General features: G+C 36.7%; 14 protein-coding genes. 8 read left to right on the top strand and 6 right to left on the bottom strand.

What is annotated here, in order from left to right:
- Positions 1-43 precede the first annotated feature (43 nt).
- Positions 44-2,038 carry an excinuclease ABC subunit UvrB gene (uvrB, locus tag LNQ34_RS14725; RefSeq protein WP_202701946.1) on the top strand — a complete coding sequence of 665 codons (1,995 nt, stop codon included), beginning with the start codon at positions 44-46 and terminating at the stop codon, positions 2,036-2,038.
- 123 nt (positions 2,039-2,161) lie between these two features.
- Positions 2,162-3,391: a hypothetical protein gene (locus tag LNQ34_RS14720; RefSeq protein ID WP_230000282.1), complete on the top strand. Its 1,230-nt coding sequence runs from the start codon at positions 2,162-2,164 to the stop codon at positions 3,389-3,391.
- Positions 3,392-3,414: 23 nt separating this feature from the next.
- Here LNQ34_RS14720 and LNQ34_RS14715 read toward each other — a convergent pair whose 3' ends face one another.
- Positions 3,415-3,816 carry an excinuclease ABC subunit B gene (locus tag LNQ34_RS14715; protein ID WP_230000281.1) on the bottom strand — a complete coding sequence of 134 codons (402 nt, stop codon included), beginning with the start codon at positions 3,814-3,816 and terminating at the stop codon, positions 3,415-3,417.
- A 56-nt stretch (positions 3,817-3,872) separates the two neighbouring features.
- Here LNQ34_RS14715 and LNQ34_RS14710 point away from each other — a divergent pair, with 56 nt between their 5' ends.
- Genes LNQ34_RS14710 through LNQ34_RS14700 form a run of 3 tightly spaced genes read left to right on the top strand, consistent with a single transcriptional unit; the run spans position 3,873 to position 6,739 of the window.
- Positions 3,873-4,676, top strand: a complete 804-nt coding sequence (locus tag LNQ34_RS14710; RefSeq protein ID WP_230000280.1) for an alpha/beta hydrolase — start codon at positions 3,873-3,875, stop codon at positions 4,674-4,676.
- 15 nt (positions 4,677-4,691) lie between these two features.
- Positions 4,692-5,702 carry a dipeptide epimerase gene (locus LNQ34_RS14705; protein WP_230000279.1) on the top strand — a complete coding sequence of 337 codons (1,011 nt, stop codon included), beginning with the start codon at positions 4,692-4,694 and terminating at the stop codon, positions 5,700-5,702.
- A 5-nt stretch (positions 5,703-5,707) separates the two neighbouring features.
- Positions 5,708-6,739 carry an aminotransferase class I/II-fold pyridoxal phosphate-dependent enzyme gene (locus LNQ34_RS14700; protein WP_230000278.1) on the top strand — a complete coding sequence of 344 codons (1,032 nt, stop codon included), beginning with the start codon at positions 5,708-5,710 and terminating at the stop codon, positions 6,737-6,739.
- Positions 6,740-6,969: 230 nt separating this feature from the next.
- Here the strand turns inward: LNQ34_RS14700 and LNQ34_RS14695 are convergent, their stop codons facing one another.
- Positions 6,970-8,502, bottom strand: coding sequence for a SusD/RagB family nutrient-binding outer membrane lipoprotein (locus LNQ34_RS14695; protein ID WP_202701940.1), 1,533 nt, complete (start codon positions 8,500-8,502; stop codon positions 6,970-6,972).
- A gap of 10 nt (positions 8,503-8,512) precedes the next feature.
- Entirely contained in the window at positions 8,513-11,644 is a 3,132-nt protein-coding gene (locus LNQ34_RS14690) for a SusC/RagA family TonB-linked outer membrane protein (protein WP_230000277.1), read from the bottom strand.
- Positions 11,645-12,157: 513 nt separating this feature from the next.
- Between LNQ34_RS14690 and LNQ34_RS14685 the strand changes: the two genes are divergently transcribed.
- On the top strand, positions 12,158-12,622 hold the full coding sequence (locus LNQ34_RS14685; RefSeq protein ID WP_202701938.1) for a DUF1456 family protein: 465 nt from the start codon (positions 12,158-12,160) through the stop codon (positions 12,620-12,622).
- 400 nt (positions 12,623-13,022) lie between these two features.
- On the opposite strand, the gene LNQ34_RS14680 is transcribed toward LNQ34_RS14685, so the two are convergent.
- Both LNQ34_RS14680 and LNQ34_RS14675 read right to left on the bottom strand, forming a co-directional pair.
- Entirely contained in the window at positions 13,023-13,730 is a 708-nt protein-coding gene (locus tag LNQ34_RS14680) for a LytR/AlgR family response regulator transcription factor (protein WP_230000276.1), read from the bottom strand.
- Position 13,731: 1 nt separating this feature from the next.
- The gene (locus tag LNQ34_RS14675; protein ID WP_230000275.1) at positions 13,732-14,772 is read right to left on the bottom strand and encodes a sensor histidine kinase; all 1,041 of its coding nucleotides are present in this window, start codon (positions 14,770-14,772) and stop codon (positions 13,732-13,734) included.
- 221 nt (positions 14,773-14,993) lie between these two features.
- Between LNQ34_RS14675 and LNQ34_RS14670 the strand changes: the two genes are divergently transcribed.
- Positions 14,994-15,797, top strand: a complete 804-nt coding sequence (locus LNQ34_RS14670) for a DUF5694 domain-containing protein (protein ID WP_230000274.1) — start codon at positions 14,994-14,996, stop codon at positions 15,795-15,797.
- 249 nt (positions 15,798-16,046) lie between these two features.
- Here LNQ34_RS14670 and sucC read toward each other — a convergent pair whose 3' ends face one another.
- The gene (sucC, locus tag LNQ34_RS14665) at positions 16,047-17,240 is read right to left on the bottom strand and encodes an ADP-forming succinate--CoA ligase subunit beta (protein WP_173967052.1); all 1,194 of its coding nucleotides are present in this window, start codon (positions 17,238-17,240) and stop codon (positions 16,047-16,049) included.
- A gap of 415 nt (positions 17,241-17,655) precedes the next feature.
- Between sucC and gltB the strand changes: the two genes are divergently transcribed.
- Positions 17,656-22,173, top strand: a complete 4,518-nt coding sequence (gltB, locus tag LNQ34_RS14660; protein WP_026109875.1) for a glutamate synthase large subunit — start codon at positions 17,656-17,658, stop codon at positions 22,171-22,173.
- The last annotated feature ends 51 nt before the right edge of the window (positions 22,174-22,224 follow it).

Here is a 22,224-nt window from a genome sequence, read left to right as displayed (position 1 = left end):
TCAAACTCGTATCTTTACGACACTAATCTTTCATCATCCAAAAATGAATTTCCAGGTATCCTCTGAATACAGTCCAAAAGGTGATCAGCCGCAAGCAATTGAAAAACTTTCACAAGGCATTATAGACGGTGAAAAATACCAAACTTTATTAGGAGTTACCGGTTCCGGAAAAACTTTTACGGTGGCCAATGTTATTCAGGAAGTTCAGCGGCCTACTTTGGTTTTGGCACACAACAAAACACTGGCTGCACAGTTGTATTCTGAGTTTAAGCAATTCTTCCCGAATAATGCCGTGGAATACTTCGTTTCTTACTACGACTATTACCAACCGGAAGCTTTTATGCCGGTTACCGGAGTATTTATCGAAAAGGATCTATCCATTAATGAGGAACTGGAAAAAATGCGTCTGAGTACCACTTCTTCCCTGCTTTCAGGGCGTCGTGATGTATTGGTTGTCGCTTCGGTTTCCTGCTTGTATGGTATTGGAAATCCTGTTGAATTTCAGAAAAATGTCATCGAAATAGCAAGAGATCAGGTCATTTCCCGAACGAAATTATTACACAGTCTGGTGCAGAGTTTATATTCCCGAACGGAAGCAGACTTTACTCCGGGAAACTTCAGAATCAAAGGAGACACCGTTGAAGTATACCCAAGTTATGCCGATGACGCCTATAGAATTCACTTTTTTGGTGATGAAATAGAAGAAATAGAATCCTTTGATGCCAAGACCTCACAAGTCATTGAAAAATTCACGAGACTAACTATTTATCCTGCCAATATGTTTGTGACTTCGCCTGATGTTTTGCAAGGTGCTATTTGGGAAATCCAGCAGGATTTAGTCAAACAAGTCGATTATTTTAAAGAAATTGGTAAACATCTAGAAGCAAAACGTCTGGAAGAGCGTACGAATTTTGATTTAGAAATGATTCGCGAATTAGGATATTGTTCCGGAATTGAGAATTATTCGAGATATCTTGACGGCAGAGATGCCGGAACCCGTCCTTTCTGTTTGTTGGATTATTTTCCAAAAGATTATTTGATGGTGGTAGACGAAAGTCACGTGACGGTTTCGCAGGTTCACGCCATGTACGGAGGCGATCGCAGTAGAAAAGAAAATCTGGTAGAATATGGTTTCCGTCTGCCTGCTGCAATGGACAACCGACCTCTGAAATTTGAGGAGTTTGAAGCCATGCAAAATCAGGTTATTTACGTGTCTGCAACACCTGCTGATTATGAACTTCAGAAAACAGACGGGGTTTATGTGGAGCAGATTATTCGTCCGACAGGATTATTAGACCCTATTATTGAGATACGCCCAAGTTTGAATCAGATTGATGATTTGATCGAAGAAATTCAGGTTCGCTGCGAATTAGACGAAAGAGTTCTGGTCACTACTCTGACCAAAAGAATGGCCGAGGAGCTAGCCAAATATCTAACCAAAGTCAACATTCGCTGTCGTTATATTCATTCCGACGTGGATACACTGGAGCGTATCGAAATTATGCAGGACTTACGTAAAGGGATTTTTGATGTTTTGATCGGGGTAAACTTACTTCGCGAAGGTTTGGATTTACCTGAAGTTTCACTTGTTGCCATTTTAGATGCCGATAAAGAAGGTTTTTTAAGAAACCACAGATCATTGACCCAAACTATTGGTCGTGCCGCAAGGAACCTTAATGGGAAAGCTATTATGTATGCTGATAAGATCACCGCCAGTATGCAAAAAACAATCGATGAGACCAGTTATCGCAGAACCAAACAAATCAATTACAACACTCAAAACAATATCACTCCTCAGGCCTTAAATAAAAAAATCGATAGTGCCTTTACTAAAAATCCTCTGGTAGAATATGAATTAGGACATACTTTACCGTCAGCTGCGGCAGAACCGGAGACGGCTTATTTATCGAAACCAGAGCTGGAAAAAATGATTCGTGAAAAACGAAAATCAATGGAGAAAGCGGCAAAGGAACTGGACTTTTTACAGGCTGCAAAACTGCGTGACGACATTAAAAAACTACAGGAACAGCTACCTTAAGTACACGATTCTAAAACAATTGACATCCAGAACATAAAAGAATTTTATCCTTAAAATTATGGGAGAAATATTTTATAACGAATTTCAAATTCATTAGTTTTAACAAAATTTTAAAACGCTGAAATGAAATATCTTTTATTCCTTCTTGCTCTTTTTATTTTCCATGTTTCTGCCCTGGCACAATCAGGAAATAACGATTTTTGGAATAAAGAAATAGAAAATTCTTCGGATATCATCAAACCGAATATTCTTTCCAATCACCCGTTAGGAATTTATATTTCCAGATTAAATCATAATTTCAATGTTCGCTCCCCTGATAAATACTCTTTTTCATTTGAATTCTCTAGCGGTAATGTCGCTCTTCCTTATGTAAAGTCATATGAATTAACAGATCCCAACGATCAAAAGGCGGCAGAAAACATGCCCTGGCATGTTCGGGAGTATGCTTTTGACCTAAATAAAGTTCCGCACAATACTAAAGAGTTCACCGCCGATGGTGTGATTCGATCGTATCGATTTACTTTTACATTGCCTATCACGGTTCATCACGAACTTAATTTCGGTTTACGAATAAATTCGCTGGATGGAGGAAAATATCCGTACTCTATTTTTACTTCTGATGAAACAATCGAATGGTTTCACAGTAACATTGCCGGCGGAGAAGATCCTTTCTCAAGACATTACTATGGTTTAAATAAAGCCGGAATATCTTATAAAGACGAAAATGACAGGGTTCTCACCATGCATAACGGTAATTTTACCATTCCCGGAATTGACATCAATTACAACTATTATCCAAAATTAGAAATGAATGAAAAACATCATATCTATTTGAATTTTGGAGCACAACTCGGTATCAATACTTCTCAATACAATCCTGTGGCCGATTTTGGAATTTCTTCTTCTATTCTAAAAAAGAAGATCATTAAAAACAAAAACATTCTGACTTTTGGTGCCAGTGCAGGAGTTTTACGCCAGCATTTTTTAGAATATGGAGATCGGGTAAATATTAGTAGTAGGAATTTCTTCTATAGTCTTGAAGGTCTTATTGATTATAAGGTAAAACTTAAAAACAACAACCACCTTTCGTATGGTATCAATTATAATTTTCAGTCCTCCTATAATAGAAAAAACGAAAAAGATCATACGGTTCTGACCGGACAAAGAATAAAGACGCATTGGCAAAAAACGATTTCACATTTATACGAAGACTTAGAGGGATGGAATTTTATCTGCACCTATTCCACCAAACGTTTTTCTTATTTTGTGTATTTCAGAGAAGATCTAAATCTGGACAATGCACCTGATTTTCAAACTGGTATTGGTTTAAAAATGTCCATTAAAAAAAAGTAATTCCCTGATCTGAAGCTTAAAAGTTAATTATGCTGTTCCTGAAATACTTTCAATAACAGTTTAGGGTCAATTATAGCATTTGGTGCTTTTTTCATTAAATCGAGAACACGTCGGGTTGCAATGGGATTCAAACCCATTTCGATCGCAATTTGCTGTATGGCTTTGGCTTCTTTTTCATGCAAGATACCATCGCAATACATAATCAGCGCCAATCGATAAAATTGCTGAATGCGCTGAAACTCCGATTTTATAACTGAACCGGCACTTTCCTGATGAAATAAATCACGAAAAACATCGGGACCAATATTTAGTTCCTGAGCCACCAACCACAAAAACTCATACTCTCTTTTATGCAACTCTCCGTCAACGGTAGAGAAAGCAATCATTTCTAAAAGTAAACTTATCTTTTCGGCTTCGGTATTCATCAATTTATTATTTTTAGCTAAAATATTGTTTTTAACTCTAAAACGCAACAGTACTCATGATTAGGGGATTTTTCTTTTTTATTTTCTTATGGGTAACCGCTGTTGCAAGCGCACAAAAAAGTACTGCTTCCAAAAACGTATCTACCTTTACAATCGAAGCTACTCAGCTAAAAACAACTAAAAAAGTATGGATTTATCTTCCTAACGAATATGCCGCTTCGGCCAAAAAGAGATACAGCGTGATTTATATGCACGATGCCCAAAATTTGTTTGATGGCACAACCTCGCATGCAGGCGAATGGAATGTAGATGAAAAACTGGACAGTCTGAAAGCCCCCGTAATCGTAGTAGGCATTGAACATGGAAATGACAAACGTCTAAACGAATTAACTCCGTATAAAAATGAAAAATACGGCGGTGGTGATGCCGATAATTATCTTGATTTTATTGTAAAAACGCTAAAACCTTATATCGACCAAAATTACAGAACCAAAACCAAGGCAAAAAACACCCTTATTATGGGAAGTTCACTTGGCGGATTGGTTTCGTACTATGCCGTATTAAAATATCCCGAAATCTTCGGAAAAGCAGGTATATTCTCGCCATCCTTCTGGTTTTCAAATAACATTTATACTTTGACGGAACAAGCTCCTAAAGTCAAAACTAAAATTTACTTTTTATACGGAGACAAAGAAAGTGACAATATGGTAAGAGACATGACAAAAATGGAACGTCTGCTGGATACTAAACGCTGTTACTGTCTTCATCTCACCAAATCCAAAATCGTAAAAGGCGGCGAACATAATGAAAAACTTTGGCGTGATGGTTTCGCAAAAGCAATAATCTGGCTGGGCTATTAAATAAAAAACAAACTTATGGAATTAATTTTAAGAGAATACAATTTAAAACTCCAACATACTTTTACCATTTCCAGAGAATCAATTGATTTTCAGCCTTCACTAATAGTAGAACTTAAAAGTGATGGCTTTTCAGGTTTTGGAGAAGCCACTTCAAATCCGTATTACAAAACAACTGTTCCGGTGATGATTCAGGATTTAGAAAAAATCAGAAGAATTATTGAGAGTACAACCACTGAAACTCCCGAAATTTTCTGGTCTAAAATCTATCCGTACTTAAAAGAGGACATGTTTGCTTTATGCGCGTTAGACATGGCTTATAACGACTTGTACGCACGCAAAAAAGGCAAGAAACTATATGAATTATGGAATTACTCTACAGAAAAAACTCCGCTTACAGATTACACCATTGGTATTGCCTCTATCGAAAAAATGGTTTCGAAAATGCAGGAACTACCCTGGCCTATTTATAAAATTAAATTAGGTACCAAAGAAGATATTGCTATTGTTAAAGAACTTCGAAAACACACTGATGCCATTTTCAGAATCGATGCCAATTGCGGCTGGGATGTTGAGGAAACCATAAACAACGCCATTGAGCTCAAAAAACTAGGGGTAGAATTCCTCGAACAGCCCATGAAAGCCGATGACTGGGAAGCCCATAAGGAAGTTTTCAAACATTCGGTCTTACCTGTAATAGCCGACGAAAGCTGCATTATTGAAGAAGATGTCGCCAAATGTTTCAATCATTTTCATGGCGTAAATGTAAAGCTTGTAAAATGCGGAGGTCTGACTCCCGGGAAACGCATGATTGAAGAAGCCAAAAAATTAGGGCTCAAAACGATGGTGGGCTGCATGACTGAATCGACTGTGGGAATCTCGGCTATTGCACATTTATTGCCACAGCTGGATTATGTGGATATGGACGGAGCCTTACTTCTGGCTCAGGATATTGCGACCGGAGTAACCATAAAAAATGGCGTAATTCATTATTCTGAACTTAACGGCACCGGAGTAACCTTAATCTAATTTTTATGAACGTAGACCAATTTCCGGACAGAACTATTGAAATCAATCAGGAGCAATACTTGTATTTTGGAGGAACTGCTTATTTGGGATTACCCACCAATAAGGCTTTTCAGGAATTGGCCATTCAAAATATACGAAAATGGGGAACTACTTACGGAAGCTCCCGCAATGCCAATATAAAATTAACGGCTTATGAAAATGGTGAGACTTTTCTCGCCCATCACATACAGGCCGAAAGTGCCGTTACGGTGTCATCAGGAATGCTGGCCGGAAAATTAGTTACGGAACAATTGACTAAAACCACCGATTGTTACTTTCATTTTTCAGATCTGCATACCGCAATTAAAACCCCCAACAGTTTACCAATATTTTTGAACCATCAAATACACCCACGTCTAACAGATTCTAAAGCAGAGAAAATCACTATTCTTACTGACGGAGTTCCTTCCTATCAAACCAAAGCTGTTGATTTATCTGTTTTAAAGGAAATCCCCAGTCATAAAGAAGTCACTTTACTTATCGATGAATCGCATTCGCTTGGAATTTTAGGAAAAAATGGAGGTGGAATCTATTCACACATCGACCTTCCGATTAAGCGCAAAATTATGGTTTCGTCTCTAGGAAAAGCATTCGGCTTAACTGGCGGCGTTATTGCCAGTGATATTTCTTTCATCGACCAGATCAAAAATACAGATACTTTTATATCAGCTGCGGGAATGAATCCCGCTTTTGTTCAGACATTGGCGGATGCAACCGAAATTTACAGTATACAACATCAGAAACTGCTGGATAACCTTCATCACATCGATCAGAAACTAATCAAAAATGACGCGATTCAATTTGATAAAACATACCCGTTACTTTATTTAGAAGATGAAAATCTAATCGAAATACTGGAAGCAAACAAAATTATTATTGCCAATTTCAAATACCAAAAAGACACAGCTCCTTTAAATCGAATTGTGATTACTGCCAATCATCTTCCCGAAGATCTGGATAAATTAATAGAAATCTTAAACGATTATAACTTTAAGTAAAAACAAAAAAGTTTGCCACGAATTGCACTAATTAAATTTAAACGCGATCCAATTTGCGAAAATTCGTGAAATTCGTGGCAAAAAAACTTCGCCCAGCTCAATAAATTGTAATCCAATTTGATAAAACAATCACGCTAAAAATGATTTAGACCAAGTAATTGACATTTTGAATCAAAGCAACAGCTTATGAAAAAGCGGCTCTGATTAAAAAATCAGAGCCGCTTTAGTTTTTATTTATCCCACCAAACCGGTGTGACCATTGATTTAAAATTTAATTCATAATTTGCTTTATTCGCGTTTCTTTCGTTGGTTGAATAAATAAATCTTCTTATCCATTTTCCTCCATTAGCAGGATCAGCGGCTTTGGGCAGGGCTAATCCCGGAAAAACGTTTGTAGAAAAATCATACCTTCTGTAATCATTAAATGCTTCGCAGTTCAAATAGAGTACTATATTTTTTTGTCTCATAATATCTTTCAACTGCAAACTGGCGGCACCTTTGTTTATAGAAGCATCTCCCAGATAAGCATTTTTATCCGGAGCGGAAACCCCCAATTTATCCATATTTGCACCAATAGCATCCCTATAGGCGTTATACCCTATTGCATTTGTTCCGGTACTTGTCGCATTACCTCCATTTAAAATAAATTGTGCTTCAGCCTGCATTAGTTTAACTTCAGAAAAGGACAAAATAACAAGGGGCGAATCTATTTTTGAATAATAAGAATACAACCCTATTTTAGCATTAGGTGCCGGTGTTCCTTTTGATCCCTGCCCAGGTTCTCCACCAATATAATTCCCCGGAACATTAGGATTTGGATCTTTAGGATTCACAACCCCATCTGTTACAGGATAACTTCTAAGATCAATCAGTAATGGCATTCTGGGATCCATTGTTACCGTTTTAAAAGCAAACGTGCTTCCGTTCATAAAACCAATAAATTGTTTGGTTATCAGATAAGATGCATTTCCGGTATTAAGCCCTAATTGATTATTATACCACGGATTGGTCTGAACTTTATTGTAAATCAATTGAAAATCATCTGCATTGGAGGTTATTCCTTTTGCCAAATAAGAAACTACCGTATTGGCAGCAGTTGTTGCATTGATTTTTGATAAGTGCAATGCATATCTCGCTTTAAAGGTATAGGCCACTTTTATCCATTTTTCTACATTTCCGCCATAAACAAGGTCTTCTTTTCCAGGAGTAAAAGAGGATGTGTTAGGAGCCGACAAATTAGCAATAGCCTGATCTAATAGGTTGTTTATACCTTTGTAGACCTCTTCCTGACGATCATATTCCGGCTTAAAATTCTGTAATGCCAGCGACGCCTGCGAAAAAGGTATATCTCCGTACAGATCCGTCAGCAATCCAAAATTTACCGCTTGCAAAATCTGAACAATACCCTTGTAATGTGATGATTTTGTTTCATCGGCTTTATCGGCTACTTCTTTCAGGTTCCCTAAAGCTTTCACATAGGCAGAAGACCAATAACTATCTAAGGATTCTTCGTAATGATTGTCTACTCCTACTGACGAATTAAGTGCAGAAGAAGTATATTGCGTTAGCAAAGAAACTCTGGTCGCAGCAGCATACTGAGCATCAAATGTGTAATAAATTGCAGGCCCCAATAAATCTTTTAGATTCTTATTCGCGTCAGGTATTACATTTCCTGGTGTATTTACATCAAAATAATCATCGCTACAGCTATAAGTTGTTAGGACAATGCTTATGGTCAAGAATGTTTTGAGTATATTTTTCATCTTTTATAAATTAAAATCCTAGATTAATACTAAATGAATATGATTGCGTAAGCGGAGTGGTCAAACCTGTAAATCCGTAAACATTGGTACCGGCACTGTAGCTGGAACCTTCCGGATCAAAACCATCAAATGGTGTCCAGATCAGGAAATTACTGCCCGATACCGTAAAAGACAAATTAGAAACACCAATGGTTTTTAATGCTTCTTTGGTCATATTATAAGTAACCGATACATTTCTGAGCTTAAACCAGGAGGCATCCTGTATAAGAGCATCTGCAGCTGTATTGTAAATCGTATTGTTATAAAAATTGTTTCGTAACGATTTATTTATAGGAATGTCGTTAGGTACATATCCTCCTGCCCCATCCGATTTTACACCGTCTAAAACCGCAGTTTCGTTTCTGTCAGCCGTAACTCCTAGAACACCATTTCTAATTCCGTTTCTTCTGGCTGTATCATACGCATCTCCGCCTTTTTTATATTCCAGCAAAAAACCGATATCAAAATTTTTAATTTTAAAGGTATTGTTGAGAGTAGCTACCCAGTCCGGAAAAGCCTCACCGATCTTACCTATTGCTATGGCTCCCATACTTGTTTTATTAAAAACAGGCAATCCGTTTGCACCAATCACTACTTTACCGTCTACTCGTTGCCACGACTGGCCATAAAGTGTTCCCGCTGCATCGCCCAAACGTACTTGTGAAGTTATATTGGTAGCCTGAGAGTCGTATCCGAAAATAATATTTTCAAAAGGCAATGCTGTAACTTTAGTTTTGTATTGTGTAAAATTTAGCGTAGAGGTCCAGCTGAACTTTGGATTTTTAAACCAGTCTGCACCTAAAGTCAATTCGTTTCCGGTTGTTCTTAAAGATCCGCCGTTGTCCCAGAATGCCGTAATTGAAGAGGATTGTGGCACAATTCTTTGAATAATCTGATCGTCACTAACCCTGTTAAAATACGTGTATTCCAATCGGATCCTATCCCTAAAAAAACGTAAATCTGTACCTATTTCCCAAGTAGATATGATTTCGGCTTTCAAATTTGGATTGGCGTCAACAGATGTGGCAGAAACTCCTCCAACTCCGTTGAATGGAAAATTTACATCTTTTATATTTTTTCTAAAAATCGCAAACGGGGGTGTTTTTCCGCTTTGTGCCCAGGAGGTCCTTAATTTCCCATAAGACAAAATAGATTTGTTTGCGTCGATCAGGTCTCCAAAAAGAAAAGACAAATTAGTAGAATAATAATCAAATTTATTATTCTTTACCGGCAAAGTAGATACCTGATCGTATCGCCCCGTAACCCCCAGGTAAATAATTTCTTTATAATCGGCTTTTGCTTCAAAAAAGTTCCCCACGTTTCTTACGCGTTCTTCACCTGAATTATAAGCAAACAAATTGGTCGCATTAGAAATATTATTAAAATCGGTAATAAAAATTCCTTCCCCTCTCACATTTGAATAGGTGTTTTTGGTATCCAAAATTTGATTTCCTAAGGTAAGGGTGGTATTAAAATTTCCAAATTTTTTATTGGCCGTGATCACAAAACTAGAATTGAGTCCCGTAAAGCCAATATTTTCATCCAGAATAAAACCATTTACTGCTGTTCCTACATCGAGATTAGCAGGAACATATCGGTTTCTAGTTTCTGAATAATTATCGACACTAGCTCTATACACAAAGTTTAACCATGAAGTTGCCTGATAATTAAAATCGGCCGAAGCAATAATACGATTTACATCATCTTTTAAATTACTTACAGCAGTAAAATATCTTGGCTGATCGATAATACCATTTGTATAATCTTTTTCTTTACCAGCTGCGGTAAGATAATCATTTACATCAATAGAGGGTGACCAATAGGCCAAGGAACTCATCACCGATTTGTCTCCATTATTAGATCTTATACCTCCGGATTTTGTATAAGCAAAAGAAGAACCTATTTTAAATTTTTCAGAAATCTGATACCCTCCATTTGCTTTGAAAGTTTTTCTTTGGTAAGAAGTGTTTGGTACAATACCTTCATCTTTACTGGTAGAAGCAGATACAAAATAATTGATTTTCTCTGTTCCTCCGCTTACACTCACGCCTAGGTTTTGAGTCACACCCGTTTTAAAGAAATCTTTATAAAAATTTCTGTATTTAATTCCTGCACCATCTGAACTGGAATATTCCGGTCCAAAACTCCAGAACCCTCCCGGGCTTGCAGGATTTACCCATTCAAAACCACTAGGGCTATCCGATACGGTACTTTTTACATAAGAAGCTCCGTTTAGACCTTCTCTGTATTTGGATTGTAGCTCCGGATAATGATTTACCTCACTAAAAGAAATGCTGGAATTGATATTAATTTTTGGTTTTCCTTCTTTTCCTCTTTTGGTAGTGATAATAATCACACCATTACCAGCCAAAATACCATACAATGCTGTAGCACCTGCTCCTTTAAGAACGGTGTAGCTTTCGATATCTTCCGGATTGATATCTATCGCTCTGTTAGAAAATGAAAACTGTTCTCCGCTACTTACAGAATTAGAACCTTTTGAGGGAGCTACATTTCCAATAGCTGTCGAGTTATTTACAGGGTTACCATCGATAATAATCAAAGGCTGATTATTATTAGACGGATCTAAAGACGAAACACCGCGAATAACAATATCTACACCAGCACCAACTCCCCCGGAAGTTTTACTTATGGTTACTCCCGCTACGCCTCCCTGCAAACTCTCAAGAGCATTTAATTGGCCTGGTCTTTCAATATCCGAGGCCTTCAACGTCTGACTGGCATAACCCAAAGATTTTGTTTTATTTTTGATCCCAAAAGCGGTTACCGTCACGGCATCCAACTCTTTAGAATCCGGATTCATCTTTACATTCAAAATACTTCCGGTTACAGCAGCTTCATTCATTTTGTACCCAACGAACGAAAATAATAAAACTGATCCTTTATTTACGCTAATGGCAAAATCCCCGTCTAAACCAGAAGTAGCAGTATTGGGGGTTCCTTTCTCCAGGATATTTACACCTGGCATTGAAACTCCCATCTCATCTGTTACGTTTCCTTTTACCGTTATTTTTTGTGCAAACAGAATGCCTGAAGCAAGTAAGAACAAAACGAAGGAAAAGGTGAAATTCTTTTGTTTCATAAATTTTAGTTAATAATGGTTAATAATTTGGTTTGTTAGACCTGTAATTTAACACTTTATTTTACTAAAATTCGTTTTCATATTAAAATTTAAAGATATTTCTTATAAATGCATTTTACTTTATTTAGAAGATGAAAACCTAATCGAAATACCAGAATCCAACAAAATTATTATTACCAGTTTCAAATACAAAAAAAGACAGTAACTCTAAATCGAATTGTAATTACAGCCAATCCATTAAAGTCCGATTTAGATCAATTAATAAATATCTCAAACGATTGTAATTTTAAATAAAAGCCAAAGAACCTGCCACAAATACACTAATTTTCACTAGTTATATTGCGCTCTAATTTTAATTCTTACAATTCGTTGTAAAAAAAATTAAAACACCCTGTATCATAATAATTACTTTTAAAATGTACCTTTGTAAAAAATTAAGTGTATAGTTTGTGATTCCGACGAAGATTGTGGGAACTTGAAACTAAAAACAAACTTGAAACTAAAAAACAAAAAATGACAAACAACGATATCCTAAAAAAACTTCGCGTGGCTTTGATGCTCCGTGACGACCAAATAGTAGAAATTTTAGAATTAGTAGATTTTAGAATTTCAAAATCAGAATTGGGCGCTTTTTTTAGAGCCGAAGATCATGAGAATTACATGGAGTGTGGTGATCAGGTTTTGCGTAATTTCTTAAACGGACTGGTAATTCATTTAAGAGGAACGAAAGAAAATCCTAAAAACCCAAATGATGTTTTAGCCAAGCATAAAGCTCAGATTCCAAAGAAAGACAGCACAAAGGACAGACCTGAATTTAAAGCTGCTCCTAAAGATTCTGAAAGAGCAAGAGGCGATCAAAGCCCTTCAAAATCAAGTTCAGCTGATAAAAGACCTAAGAAAAAAGAGTTCCCAAAAGGCAATGGAAAACCAGTAGTGGTAGAAAAAGTAGTATATAAAAACGGTAAGAATAAAAAATAGTACTGTTTGTTTAACCGCAAAGAGCGCAAGGGTTTTTAACTATAAGAATCTATACAAACGCAAAGTTCGCAAAGCTATAATGGATAAAGCTTTGCGAACTTTGCGTTTATTAAGCACAATCTAAGAAAAAAAATTTGCGCCCTTTGCAGTTACTAAGCACTTTCTAAGAAAAAAAATTTGCGAACTTAGCGGTTACTAAGCGCAATCTAAAAAAAACTTTGCGCCCTTTGCGGTTACTAAACACAATCTAAGAAAAAAACTTTGCGGTCCTTGCGGTTACGAAACGCAATCTAAGAAAAAACTTTTCGAACTTAGCGGTTACTAAACGCAATCTAAAAAAAACTTTACGCTCCTTGCGGTTACGAAACGCAATCTAAAAAAAACTTTGCGCCCTTTGCGGTTAAATTTTATTCTCCTCTATTTTCTCAAAAAAAGCATCTTTAAAAGTTGCCCCAATCGGGAGTTCTTTCCCATTTGTAAAAACCGAAAAATTATCTGTTGACTCAATATGTTTTAAAGCTACCACATACGATTTATGAATTTGAACAAAACCATTTTCGGGCAGTGATTCAACAACATTTTTTAAGGATGAATGTGTGATAATTTGCTGATTCGACGTATGAATACAAACATAATTCTGAAGACTTTCAACATATAAAATCTCCTCTAAAAACAACTTTATAAATTTATTTTTTCCGTCAGTTTTAATAAAAATAAATTCAGCCGAATGGTTATTCGATACAACTTCTGTTTTTGAATCCCCATTTAGTTTAGAAACCGCCTGATAAAACCTTTCAAAAGCGATTGGTTTTAGTAAATAATCTACAGCATTCAATTCAAAGCCCTCTAAAGCAAAATCAGGATAAGCCGTTGTAAAAATTACTTTTATCTCTTTAGAAATGATTCTGGAAAGCTGCAAACCCGTTAGCTGTGGCATCTGAATATCCAGAAAAATAACATCAACACTATGCGTATTTAGAAATTCCAATGCTTTCAACGCATCATTGAAAACAGCTGTTTTTTCCAAAAAAGATACTTTCCCGATATAATTTTCCAGAATACGCGTTGCCGGCGGTTCATCATCAACAATGATACACTTCAATTTCATATTACTTTTTTAATGGTATTTTTAAATAGGTTTTAAAGGTATTCTTTTCTGCTATTTTCTCGAGTGTAAACTCCCCTTTATAAGCATGCTCTAAACGTTTGCTAAGATTATCAAAACCAATTCCGGTTGAAGAATAATTTTCGCCTGCACCATTATAGTTAAAGGTTGACAGCTCTAAAAAATTTTCTTTTATTACGATAGCAATAACCGCTTTCTCCTCTTCTTTATTCAATTTTCCATGTTTGAAAACGTTCTCAATAAAATGCACCAACACCGACGGAAGAATCTTTTCTGTTGCATAATCACCATCAATTACAAAATCCAGATAAAGCTGATCTTCAAATCTTTTTTTCTGCAAATGAATGTAGTTTTCTACAAACTGAATTTCTTTGGAAAGCAATACCTCATCTTTCTCCGTTTCTGTAATGACATAACGCAGCAAATCCGAAAGTACCAAAATATCCGAAGCCATTTCATCCTCTTTCAAAACCAATTGACTGTAAAAGGAATTTAAGGTGTTAAACAAAAAATGCGGACTCACCTGCGATTTCAACATTTGGAGTTCTGCCTTTTTATTTTCTAATACTAATTCCTGATTTTGTTTTTGCGTTTCCTGAAAATGAAAGAACAGATAAGCCAGACTGCTCAAAATAACAGCAGGCAGGCCAAAGAAAAAATTATCCTTAATATAATAGCTGATCTCTCTGGTTTCTTTTGCATAATTATGAATTCCGGTAAGCTCATACAGTATCACTTCCTGAACAAAATAACGTATTGCTGCAAAAATCAACAAGGTGATAGGAATACTAATCACAAACAAGAGAATTTTCTTTTTGTTTAAAAACCATTTACAGAAAGTATGAAAATTCAGAAAGTAGACAATAAAGATTACCACTATAAAACTAATGTTAAACATAAAGGAAATCCTGTTGAATACAAGATCCAGATCCCGATTGTTTATCCCAATTTCCCAAAGATTAAAGGTGATATACAATCCCAAAAAAAGAAAAATATGATAAGACAATGGTATTTTTAGCTTCATAATAATGTTGTTGTCCTTTCAAAAATACAACTATGACTTCATATGGATACTATATTTATACAAAACCTCTCTTTTGGGTGACGAACCATTAAAAACGATACACCAAATTTTTCAACCGCAGATTCTCAAGGTTTGTAATCTGAAATTTGACGTTTATCAAAAACTAAAATTTCACCTGAAACCCTATGCTACATTTGTCCTGAATTTAAAAACCAATCATCATGAAAAAAATCACCTTACTATTACTTGCTGTTATCGCATTTAATACCATTTCCGGACAGTCAAAGAAAAAACAAATACTTTTACTTGGAACCTTCCATTTTGAAAACCCGGGACTTGACGTTGCTAAAATCAACAGCTTTAATGTGATGTCAGACAGAAGCCAAAAGGAACTGGAGAACATCGCCAATAAAATTAAAAAGTTTGGTCCGGATAAAATCTTTGTCGAATGGAACTACCAAAAACAAGACAAACTGGACAAATTCTACAATAGAAATACGGACAGTTTACTTCATAAACAATCAGATGAAATTGTACAAGTCGCTTTAAGATCAGCTAAAAAGCTAGGCCATAAAAAGCTATATGCCATTGATTACAACAACACCGACTTTCCATATGACAGTCTTGTAAAAGGGATGACAGCCGCCGGTCAGTTTGATCTAATCAAAAAGAATGAAGAAACGATGAAATATTATGAAAAGAGTCAAAATGAAAAAATTGCCAAATATTCACTGACTGAACTACTGTTAGATATCAATACTAAAAAATCGAATGAAGACAATATTGGCTGGTATGTTGAAACGGCTACTAAAGGAGGCAAAACGGACGATTTTGTGGGGGCTTACTTAGTTTCGGAATGGTACAGAAGAAACCTTTATATGTATGCTTTAATTCAAAAACTAACCGAAAGTAAAGACGACAAAATCATGGTTTTATTAGGAGCCGGACATACTGCTATGATCAGGGAATTTGTTGAACACAATCCCGATTTTGAAATTGTTGAACTGGCAGCGGTTTTAAAATAGTCAGGAATCATTTAACCGCAAAGCACGCAAAGAATTTAACTTAGCGCAAAGCTCGCAAAGCAATTTGTTTAAAAAAGCCACGAATTCACGAATTTTTATTCTCAAAGATTATAAAAAATAATTCGTGAATTCGTGGCTAAAAAAACTTTGCGAACTTTGCGTAATTCTTTGCGTGCTTTGCGGTTATAAAAACAAAAAAATCCACTCCTTTCGGAATGGATTTTCTATATCAATTGATTTCTTATTGAATTAAGAAAGAGCAGCTTTAACTTGGTCAGCAGCTTCCTGAAATTGAACAGCTGATAAAATTGGCATACCTGAGTTGTCAATTAATTCTTTTGCAATTTCAGCATTTGTTCCTTGCAAACGAACGATAATTGGCACATTGATAGCGTCACCCATGTTTTTGTAAGCATCAACAACACCTTGAGCAACACGGTCGCAACGAACGATTCCTCCGAAGATATTGATCAAAATAGCTTTTACGTTTGGATCTTTTAAGATGATACGGAAAGCTGTTTCAACACGTTTTGCATCAGCAGTTCCACCAACGTCTAAGAAGTTAGCAGGCTCAAATCCAGCGTATTTAATTAAATCCATAGTTGCCATTGCAAGACCAGCTCCGTTTACCATACAACCTACAGTACCGTCAAGATCTACATAGTTCAATCCTACTTCTTTAGCTTCAACCTCGATTGGATTCTCCTCACGGATATCTCTCATCTCAGCATATTTTGCTTGTCTGTATAAAGCATTATCATCGATATTTACTTTAGCATCAACAGCCATAATTTTGTTATCTGAAGTTTTCAAAACCGGGTTGATTTCGAACATAGATGCATCAGAACCAACGTAAGCGTTGTATAATGAATCGATGAATTTCACCATTTCTTTAAAAGCATTTCCAGAAAGACCTAAGTTAAAAGCAATTCTTCTTGCCTGAAAACCTTGTAATCCAACAGTTGGATCAATTTCTTCTGTAAAGATTAAGTGTGGTGTATGCTCAGCAACTTCTTCGATATCCATTCCACCTTCAGTAGAATACATAATCATGTTACGTCCTGTACCTCTATTCAATAAAACAGAAACATAAAACTCAGAAGTTTCGCTTTCACCAGGATAGTAAACATCTTCAGCAACTAAAACTTTGTTTACTTTTTTACCCTCAGCAGAAGTTTGAGGAGTAATCAATTGCATTCCGATGATTTGTTCAGCAATTTCTTCAACTTGTTGCAAGTTTTTAGCCAACTTCACTCCACCACCTTTTCCACGTCCACCTGCGTGAATTTGTGCTTTTATCACATGCCATCCTGTACCCGTTTCGGCAGTTAATTGTTTTGCAGCAGCCACAGCTTCAACCGCATTGTTAGCCACAATTCCGCGTTGAATGCGTACTCCGTAACTTGCTAAAATTTCTTTTCCTTGATATTCGTGTATGTTCATAATATAGAATTTGTCTGGTTCTGAATTTATTTCAGAATAAAAGTGCGACAAAAGTAGCAAAAATCAACTTAATAGTAAAATCTTTTTCAATTAAAAAACGAGAGTGATATGCACGAAACGTTTATTCTTTTTGAAAGCAAAGAAATGGTTAAATAAATAATTTGTTAATATTAACTAGAAATCACTAAAACGTTTGATATTTAACAAAAAGACCACCGTATTTATTAGTCTTACAGCGATTTTTCATACTATATTTTAGTCTGTATTGTCATTTTAATAATTCGCAATGGCCAAAATAACATTATTATCAATTAAGAAGTCTTTTTCTAATATTACAACAAAAATGAAAGCCAAATCGCAATTTCAATACATTATGTTTAACGAAATCTCTATTTTTGTAAAAAAAATATCAAGAATGAAAGTTAAAGAACAAGGGCTTTATTTGCCTGAATTTGAACACGACAATTGTGGTGCAGGATTTATTTGTAATTTGAATGGTATTAAATCAAATGATATTATTCACAAAGCATTGGATATCTTAATAAAATTGGAACATCGTGGTGCAGTTAGTTCTGATGGAAGAACTGGAGACGGAGCTGGAATTTTATTCGACATCCCACATGATTTTTTTAAAAAAGTATGTGATTTTGAAATCCCTGAAACACGTGAGTATGCAGTAGGAATGGTTTTTTTACCAAAAAGCAAAAACCAGGTTTCTTTTTGTATGAACGCTTTCGAATCGACTATTAAGGATCAAAATTTAAAGATTCTGGGTTGGAGAGATGTACCGGTTGAAGTAGAAAATTTAGGGCAAATCGCCGCAGAAAAAGAACCAACAGTTAAACAGGTTTTTGTTAGCAAAAACGGTCAGGATTTAACTGAAAATGAATTTAATGCAAAACTTTTTGCAGCTAGAAAAATTGCCGAGCATGCCATTAGAGGATCTAAAACCTCCGAAAGCCACATGTTTTATTTCTCTAGTTTATCGACAACTACCATAATATATAAAGGTCTCTTGATGCCGGAAGACATCAGCCGTTATTATGTTGACTTAAAAGATCCCGATTTAGTGACTCGTTTGGCATTAGTGCACCAACGTTTCTCTACCAATACATTCCCATCCTGGGACTTAGCACAGCCGTTTAGATACATGTGTCACAACGGTGAAATCAACACGCTTCGCGGAAACGTTAGCCGTATGCGCGCCCGTGAAGAATTGATGCAAAGCAAAATTTTTGGCGATGATATCAAAAAACTATTCCCAATTATCTTAGAAGGAAAATCAGATTCTGCTTCTATGGATATGGTAGTAGAACTTCTATTAATGACAGGACGTTCCCTACCGGAAGCCATGATGATGGTGGTCCCTGAAGCCTGGGAAAAACATCAAACCATGTCTCCGGAGAAAAAAGCCTTCTACGAGTTTAACGCTTGTATTATGGAGCCTTGGGATGGCCCTGCCTCTATTCCGTTTACAGACGGTAACGTCATTGGTGCGTTATTAGATCGTAACGGATTGCGTCCATCACGTTATACCTTAACCAAAAGCGGTTTTGTCATCATGTCATCAGAAATTGGTGTTTTGGATATCGATCCTGAAGATGTGATTCAGCACGGTCGTTTAGAGCCTGGAAAAATGTTCCTGGTAGATATGAACGAAGGCCGTATTATCGAAGACGACGAGGTAAAAAAATCCATCGTTACCAAACGCCCTTACAAAGAATGGATCGATGCTAACTTATTGCCTTTATCTAAAATACCGTATACCAATAATCCAACTCCGGTTGAAAAACTGGATTTCCTGACCCGACAAAAGTTGTTTGGCTACACGATTGAAGATTTAAAAACCATCATCAACCCAATGGGAGGTCAGGGAGCCGAAGCGATCAGTTCTATGGGTAATGATACGCCTTTGGCTGTTTTATCAGACCAGCCGCAATTGTTGTACAACTACTTCAAGCAATTGTTTGCACAGGTGACTAACCCGCCTTTAGACGGTATTCGTGAGGAGATCATTACCGATATCAGTTTAGCCATTGGCGGTGATTTCAATATTTTTGAAATTGAATCTAAGCAGTGTAAAAAACTAAAAATCCAAAATCCGGTTATTTCCAATGAGGATTTGGATAAAATCAGAAACATTGACCACGTTGATTTCAAATCGGCTACTATTTCTACCTTATATAAAATAGAAAAAGGAGTTAACGGACTGGAGCGCGCACTTGAAAAATGTGTTGAGGCCACCTTTAAAGCCGTTTCTGAAGGATGCAATGTCATTATTTTATCAGACCGAGGCGTAAGCGAAGAACTGGCTCCAATACCAATGTTACTGGCTTGTTCGTACATTCATCACTCTTTGAATATTTTACAGGTTCGTTCAAAATTCGGAATCATAATAGAATCTGCAGAACCTCGTGAACCTCATCATTTTGCTTTACTGTTCGGATACGGAGCAAGTGCGATCAATCCATACATGGTAAACGAAATTATTCACGATCAGGTGAATCAGGGCTTCATCAAAGGTGTAAAAGCAGATTATGCGATTGTAAATTACAACAAAGCCATTGCAAAAGGAATCGTTAAAATCATGAACAAAATTGGTATCTCTACTCTACATTCGTACAGAGCGGCACAGATTTTCGAGATTTTAGGTCTAAACAAAACCTTTACTTCAAAATACTTCCCTTACACCCCATCGCGAATCGAAGGAATTGGTTTGATGGAAGTCGAAAAAGAAGTGAAGAAACGTTTCCAAAAAGCATTTCCAAATTCAAAAATTGCCAACTTACTTTCTCTTGAAATTGGAGGTATTTACAGATGGAGACGCGGTGGAGAGAAACACATGTTTAACCCCACCACTATTTCTAAATTACAACAAGCTGTTCGTTTAAACAGTCCTGAAAGCTATAAAGAATACTCGAATATGGTCAATGAGCAAAGCTCAAACTTAATGACCATCAGAGGTTTATTTGAATTCAATAATTTAGATCCGATTTCTATCGATGAAGTAGAATCATGGACTGAAATTGTGAAGAAATTCAAAACCGGAGCCATGTCATACGGATCCATCAGTAGAGAAGCGCATGAGAACCTAGCGATTGCCATGAACAGAATTGGCGGAAAAAGTAATTCCGGAGAAGGCGGAGAAGATCCAAAACGTTTCCAGAAAGAAATTAACGGAGATTCGAGAAACAGTGCGATCAAACAAGTAGCTTCGGGACGTTTTGGTGTTTCAATCAACTATTTGACCAACGCTAAAGAGATCCAGATTAAAATGGCTCAGGGGGCTAAACCGGGTGAAGGCGGACAGCTTCCGGGAGAAAAAGTAGTACCTTGGATTGCCGAAACCAGAAACTCAACCCCTTATGTAGGTTTGATTTCACCTCCTCCGCACCACGACATTTACTCTATTGAAGATTTGTCTCAGTTGATTTACGATTTAAAAAATGCCAATCGTGAAGCTCGTGTCAATGTAAAATTAGTTTCCGAAGTTGGCGTTGGAACCATCGCAGCCGGTGTTGCCAAAGCAAAAGCTGACGTGATCTTAATTTCAGGTTACGACGGAGGAACTGGTGCTGCACCCTTAACTTCTTTACAACATACAGGTATTCCATGGGAACTTGGATTAGCCGAAGCGCAACAAACTTTGATCTTGAACGATTTAAGAAGCCGTGTGGTTCTGGAATGTGACGGACAGCTAAAAACGGGTCGTGACGTAGCGATAGCCGCTTTATTAGGAGCAGAAGAATTTGGTTTTGCAACGGCTCCGCTTGTAGCTTCCGGATGTATTATGATGAGAGCTTGTCACTTGAATACCTGTCCGGTTGGTATTGCTACTCAGGATCCTGAATTGAGAAAAAATTTCAAAGGGACACCGGAGCACGTCATCAACTTCATGTATTTTATTGCCGAAGAGCTAAGAGAAATCATGGCGCAATTAGGTTTCAGAACTTTAAAAGAAATGGTAGGTCAGTCGCAAAAATTAAATGTGAACAAAGCGATCCAACATTACAAAGCCAATGGCTTAGACTTATCATCGATTTTATACAAACCGGAAAAAGCCAAAACGGTACCAAATCACAACACAACACAACAAGATCACCAGCTTGAAAATGTATTGGATTTTGATATCATTAAAGAAGCAATTCCGTCTATTTACAGAAAAGAAAAAACCAGAGTTACCTTTAAAATTAAAAATACAGACCGTTCTGTAGGTGCGATTTTGAGTAATGAGATTTCAAAAATTTATGGCGCACAAGGATTACCTGATGATACTATTTTAGTTGATTTTGAAGGTTCTGCCGGACAAAGTTTTGGTGCTTTTGCCACCAACGGATTGTCGTTTAAAATTCACGGAAACTGTAATGATTACTTAGGAAAAGGACTTTCAGGAGGAAAATTAATTGTAAAAGTCCCTCCTACTGCCACTTTCAAACCTGAAGAAAATATCATTATCGGAAACGTTGCCCTTTACGGAGCTATTACCGGAGAGGCCTATATTAATGGAATTGCCGGAGAGCGCTTCTGTGTTAGAAATTCCGGAGCAACTGCCGTTGTAGAAGGAATTGGAGATCACGGATGCGAGTACATGACGGGAGGTACAGTAGTTGTTTTAGGAAAAACAGGACGAAACTTCGCCGCAGGTATGAGTGGTGGTGTTGCTTATGTGTACGACCCAAATCAGCAATTCGATGCAAGGGTATGCAACATGGAAATGGTTGCTTTTGACCCTATCGAAGACGAGGACGTGAGAAAACTAAGAAAACTGATCAAAAACCACTCTCTGTACACCAACAGTCCATTAGCCAAAAGAATTTTAGCAGACTGGGAAAATGAACAGCAAAATTTCGTAAAAGTGATGCCAACAGATTACAAAAAAGCATTACAGCGAATTGCAGAAGAGAAAAAAATAGAAGAATTAATAGCGGGATAAATGATTTTAGAATTCAGATTTTAGATTTTAGATTGAAATCAACCTCAAAGC

The organism is Flavobacterium lipolyticum (assembly GCF_020905335.1).
GTDB classification, from domain to species: domain Bacteria; phylum Bacteroidota; class Bacteroidia; order Flavobacteriales; family Flavobacteriaceae; genus Flavobacterium; species Flavobacterium lipolyticum.
The sequence above is the reverse complement of the archived record's forward strand: the minus strand, read 5'-3'. Positions and strand labels throughout refer to the sequence as shown.

What these genes read in the sequence shown, in the direction of transcription:
- uvrB (WP_202701946.1), top strand. Translation starts at nt 44, where the DNA reads ATGAATTTCCAGGTATCCTCTGAATACAGTCCAAAAGGTGATCAGCCG.
- LNQ34_RS14720 (WP_230000282.1), top strand. Translation starts at nt 2,162, where the DNA reads ATGAAATATCTTTTATTCCTTCTTGCTCTTTTTATTTTCCATGTTTCT.
- LNQ34_RS14715 (WP_230000281.1), bottom strand. Translation starts at nt 3,816, where the DNA reads ATGAATACCGAAGCCGAAAAGATAAGTTTACTTTTAGAAATGATTGCT.
- LNQ34_RS14710 (WP_230000280.1), top strand. Translation starts at nt 3,873, where the DNA reads ATGATTAGGGGATTTTTCTTTTTTATTTTCTTATGGGTAACCGCTGTT.
- LNQ34_RS14705 (WP_230000279.1), top strand. Translation starts at nt 4,692, where the DNA reads ATGGAATTAATTTTAAGAGAATACAATTTAAAACTCCAACATACTTTT.
- LNQ34_RS14700 (WP_230000278.1), top strand. Translation starts at nt 5,708, where the DNA reads ATGAACGTAGACCAATTTCCGGACAGAACTATTGAAATCAATCAGGAG.
- LNQ34_RS14695 (WP_202701940.1), bottom strand. Translation starts at nt 8,502, where the DNA reads ATGAAAAATATACTCAAAACATTCTTGACCATAAGCATTGTCCTAACA.
- LNQ34_RS14690 (WP_230000277.1), bottom strand. Translation starts at nt 11,644, where the DNA reads ATGAAACAAAAGAATTTCACCTTTTCCTTCGTTTTGTTCTTACTTGCT.
- LNQ34_RS14685 (WP_202701938.1), top strand. Translation starts at nt 12,158, where the DNA reads ATGACAAACAACGATATCCTAAAAAAACTTCGCGTGGCTTTGATGCTC.
- LNQ34_RS14680 (WP_230000276.1), bottom strand. Translation starts at nt 13,730, where the DNA reads ATGAAATTGAAGTGTATCATTGTTGATGATGAACCGCCGGCAACGCGT.
- LNQ34_RS14675 (WP_230000275.1), bottom strand. Translation starts at nt 14,772, where the DNA reads ATGAAGCTAAAAATACCATTGTCTTATCATATTTTTCTTTTTTTGGGA.
- LNQ34_RS14670 (WP_230000274.1), top strand. Translation starts at nt 14,994, where the DNA reads ATGAAAAAAATCACCTTACTATTACTTGCTGTTATCGCATTTAATACC.
- sucC (WP_173967052.1), bottom strand. Translation starts at nt 17,240, where the DNA reads ATGAACATACACGAATATCAAGGAAAAGAAATTTTAGCAAGTTACGGA.
- gltB (WP_026109875.1), top strand. Translation starts at nt 17,656, where the DNA reads ATGAAAGTTAAAGAACAAGGGCTTTATTTGCCTGAATTTGAACACGAC.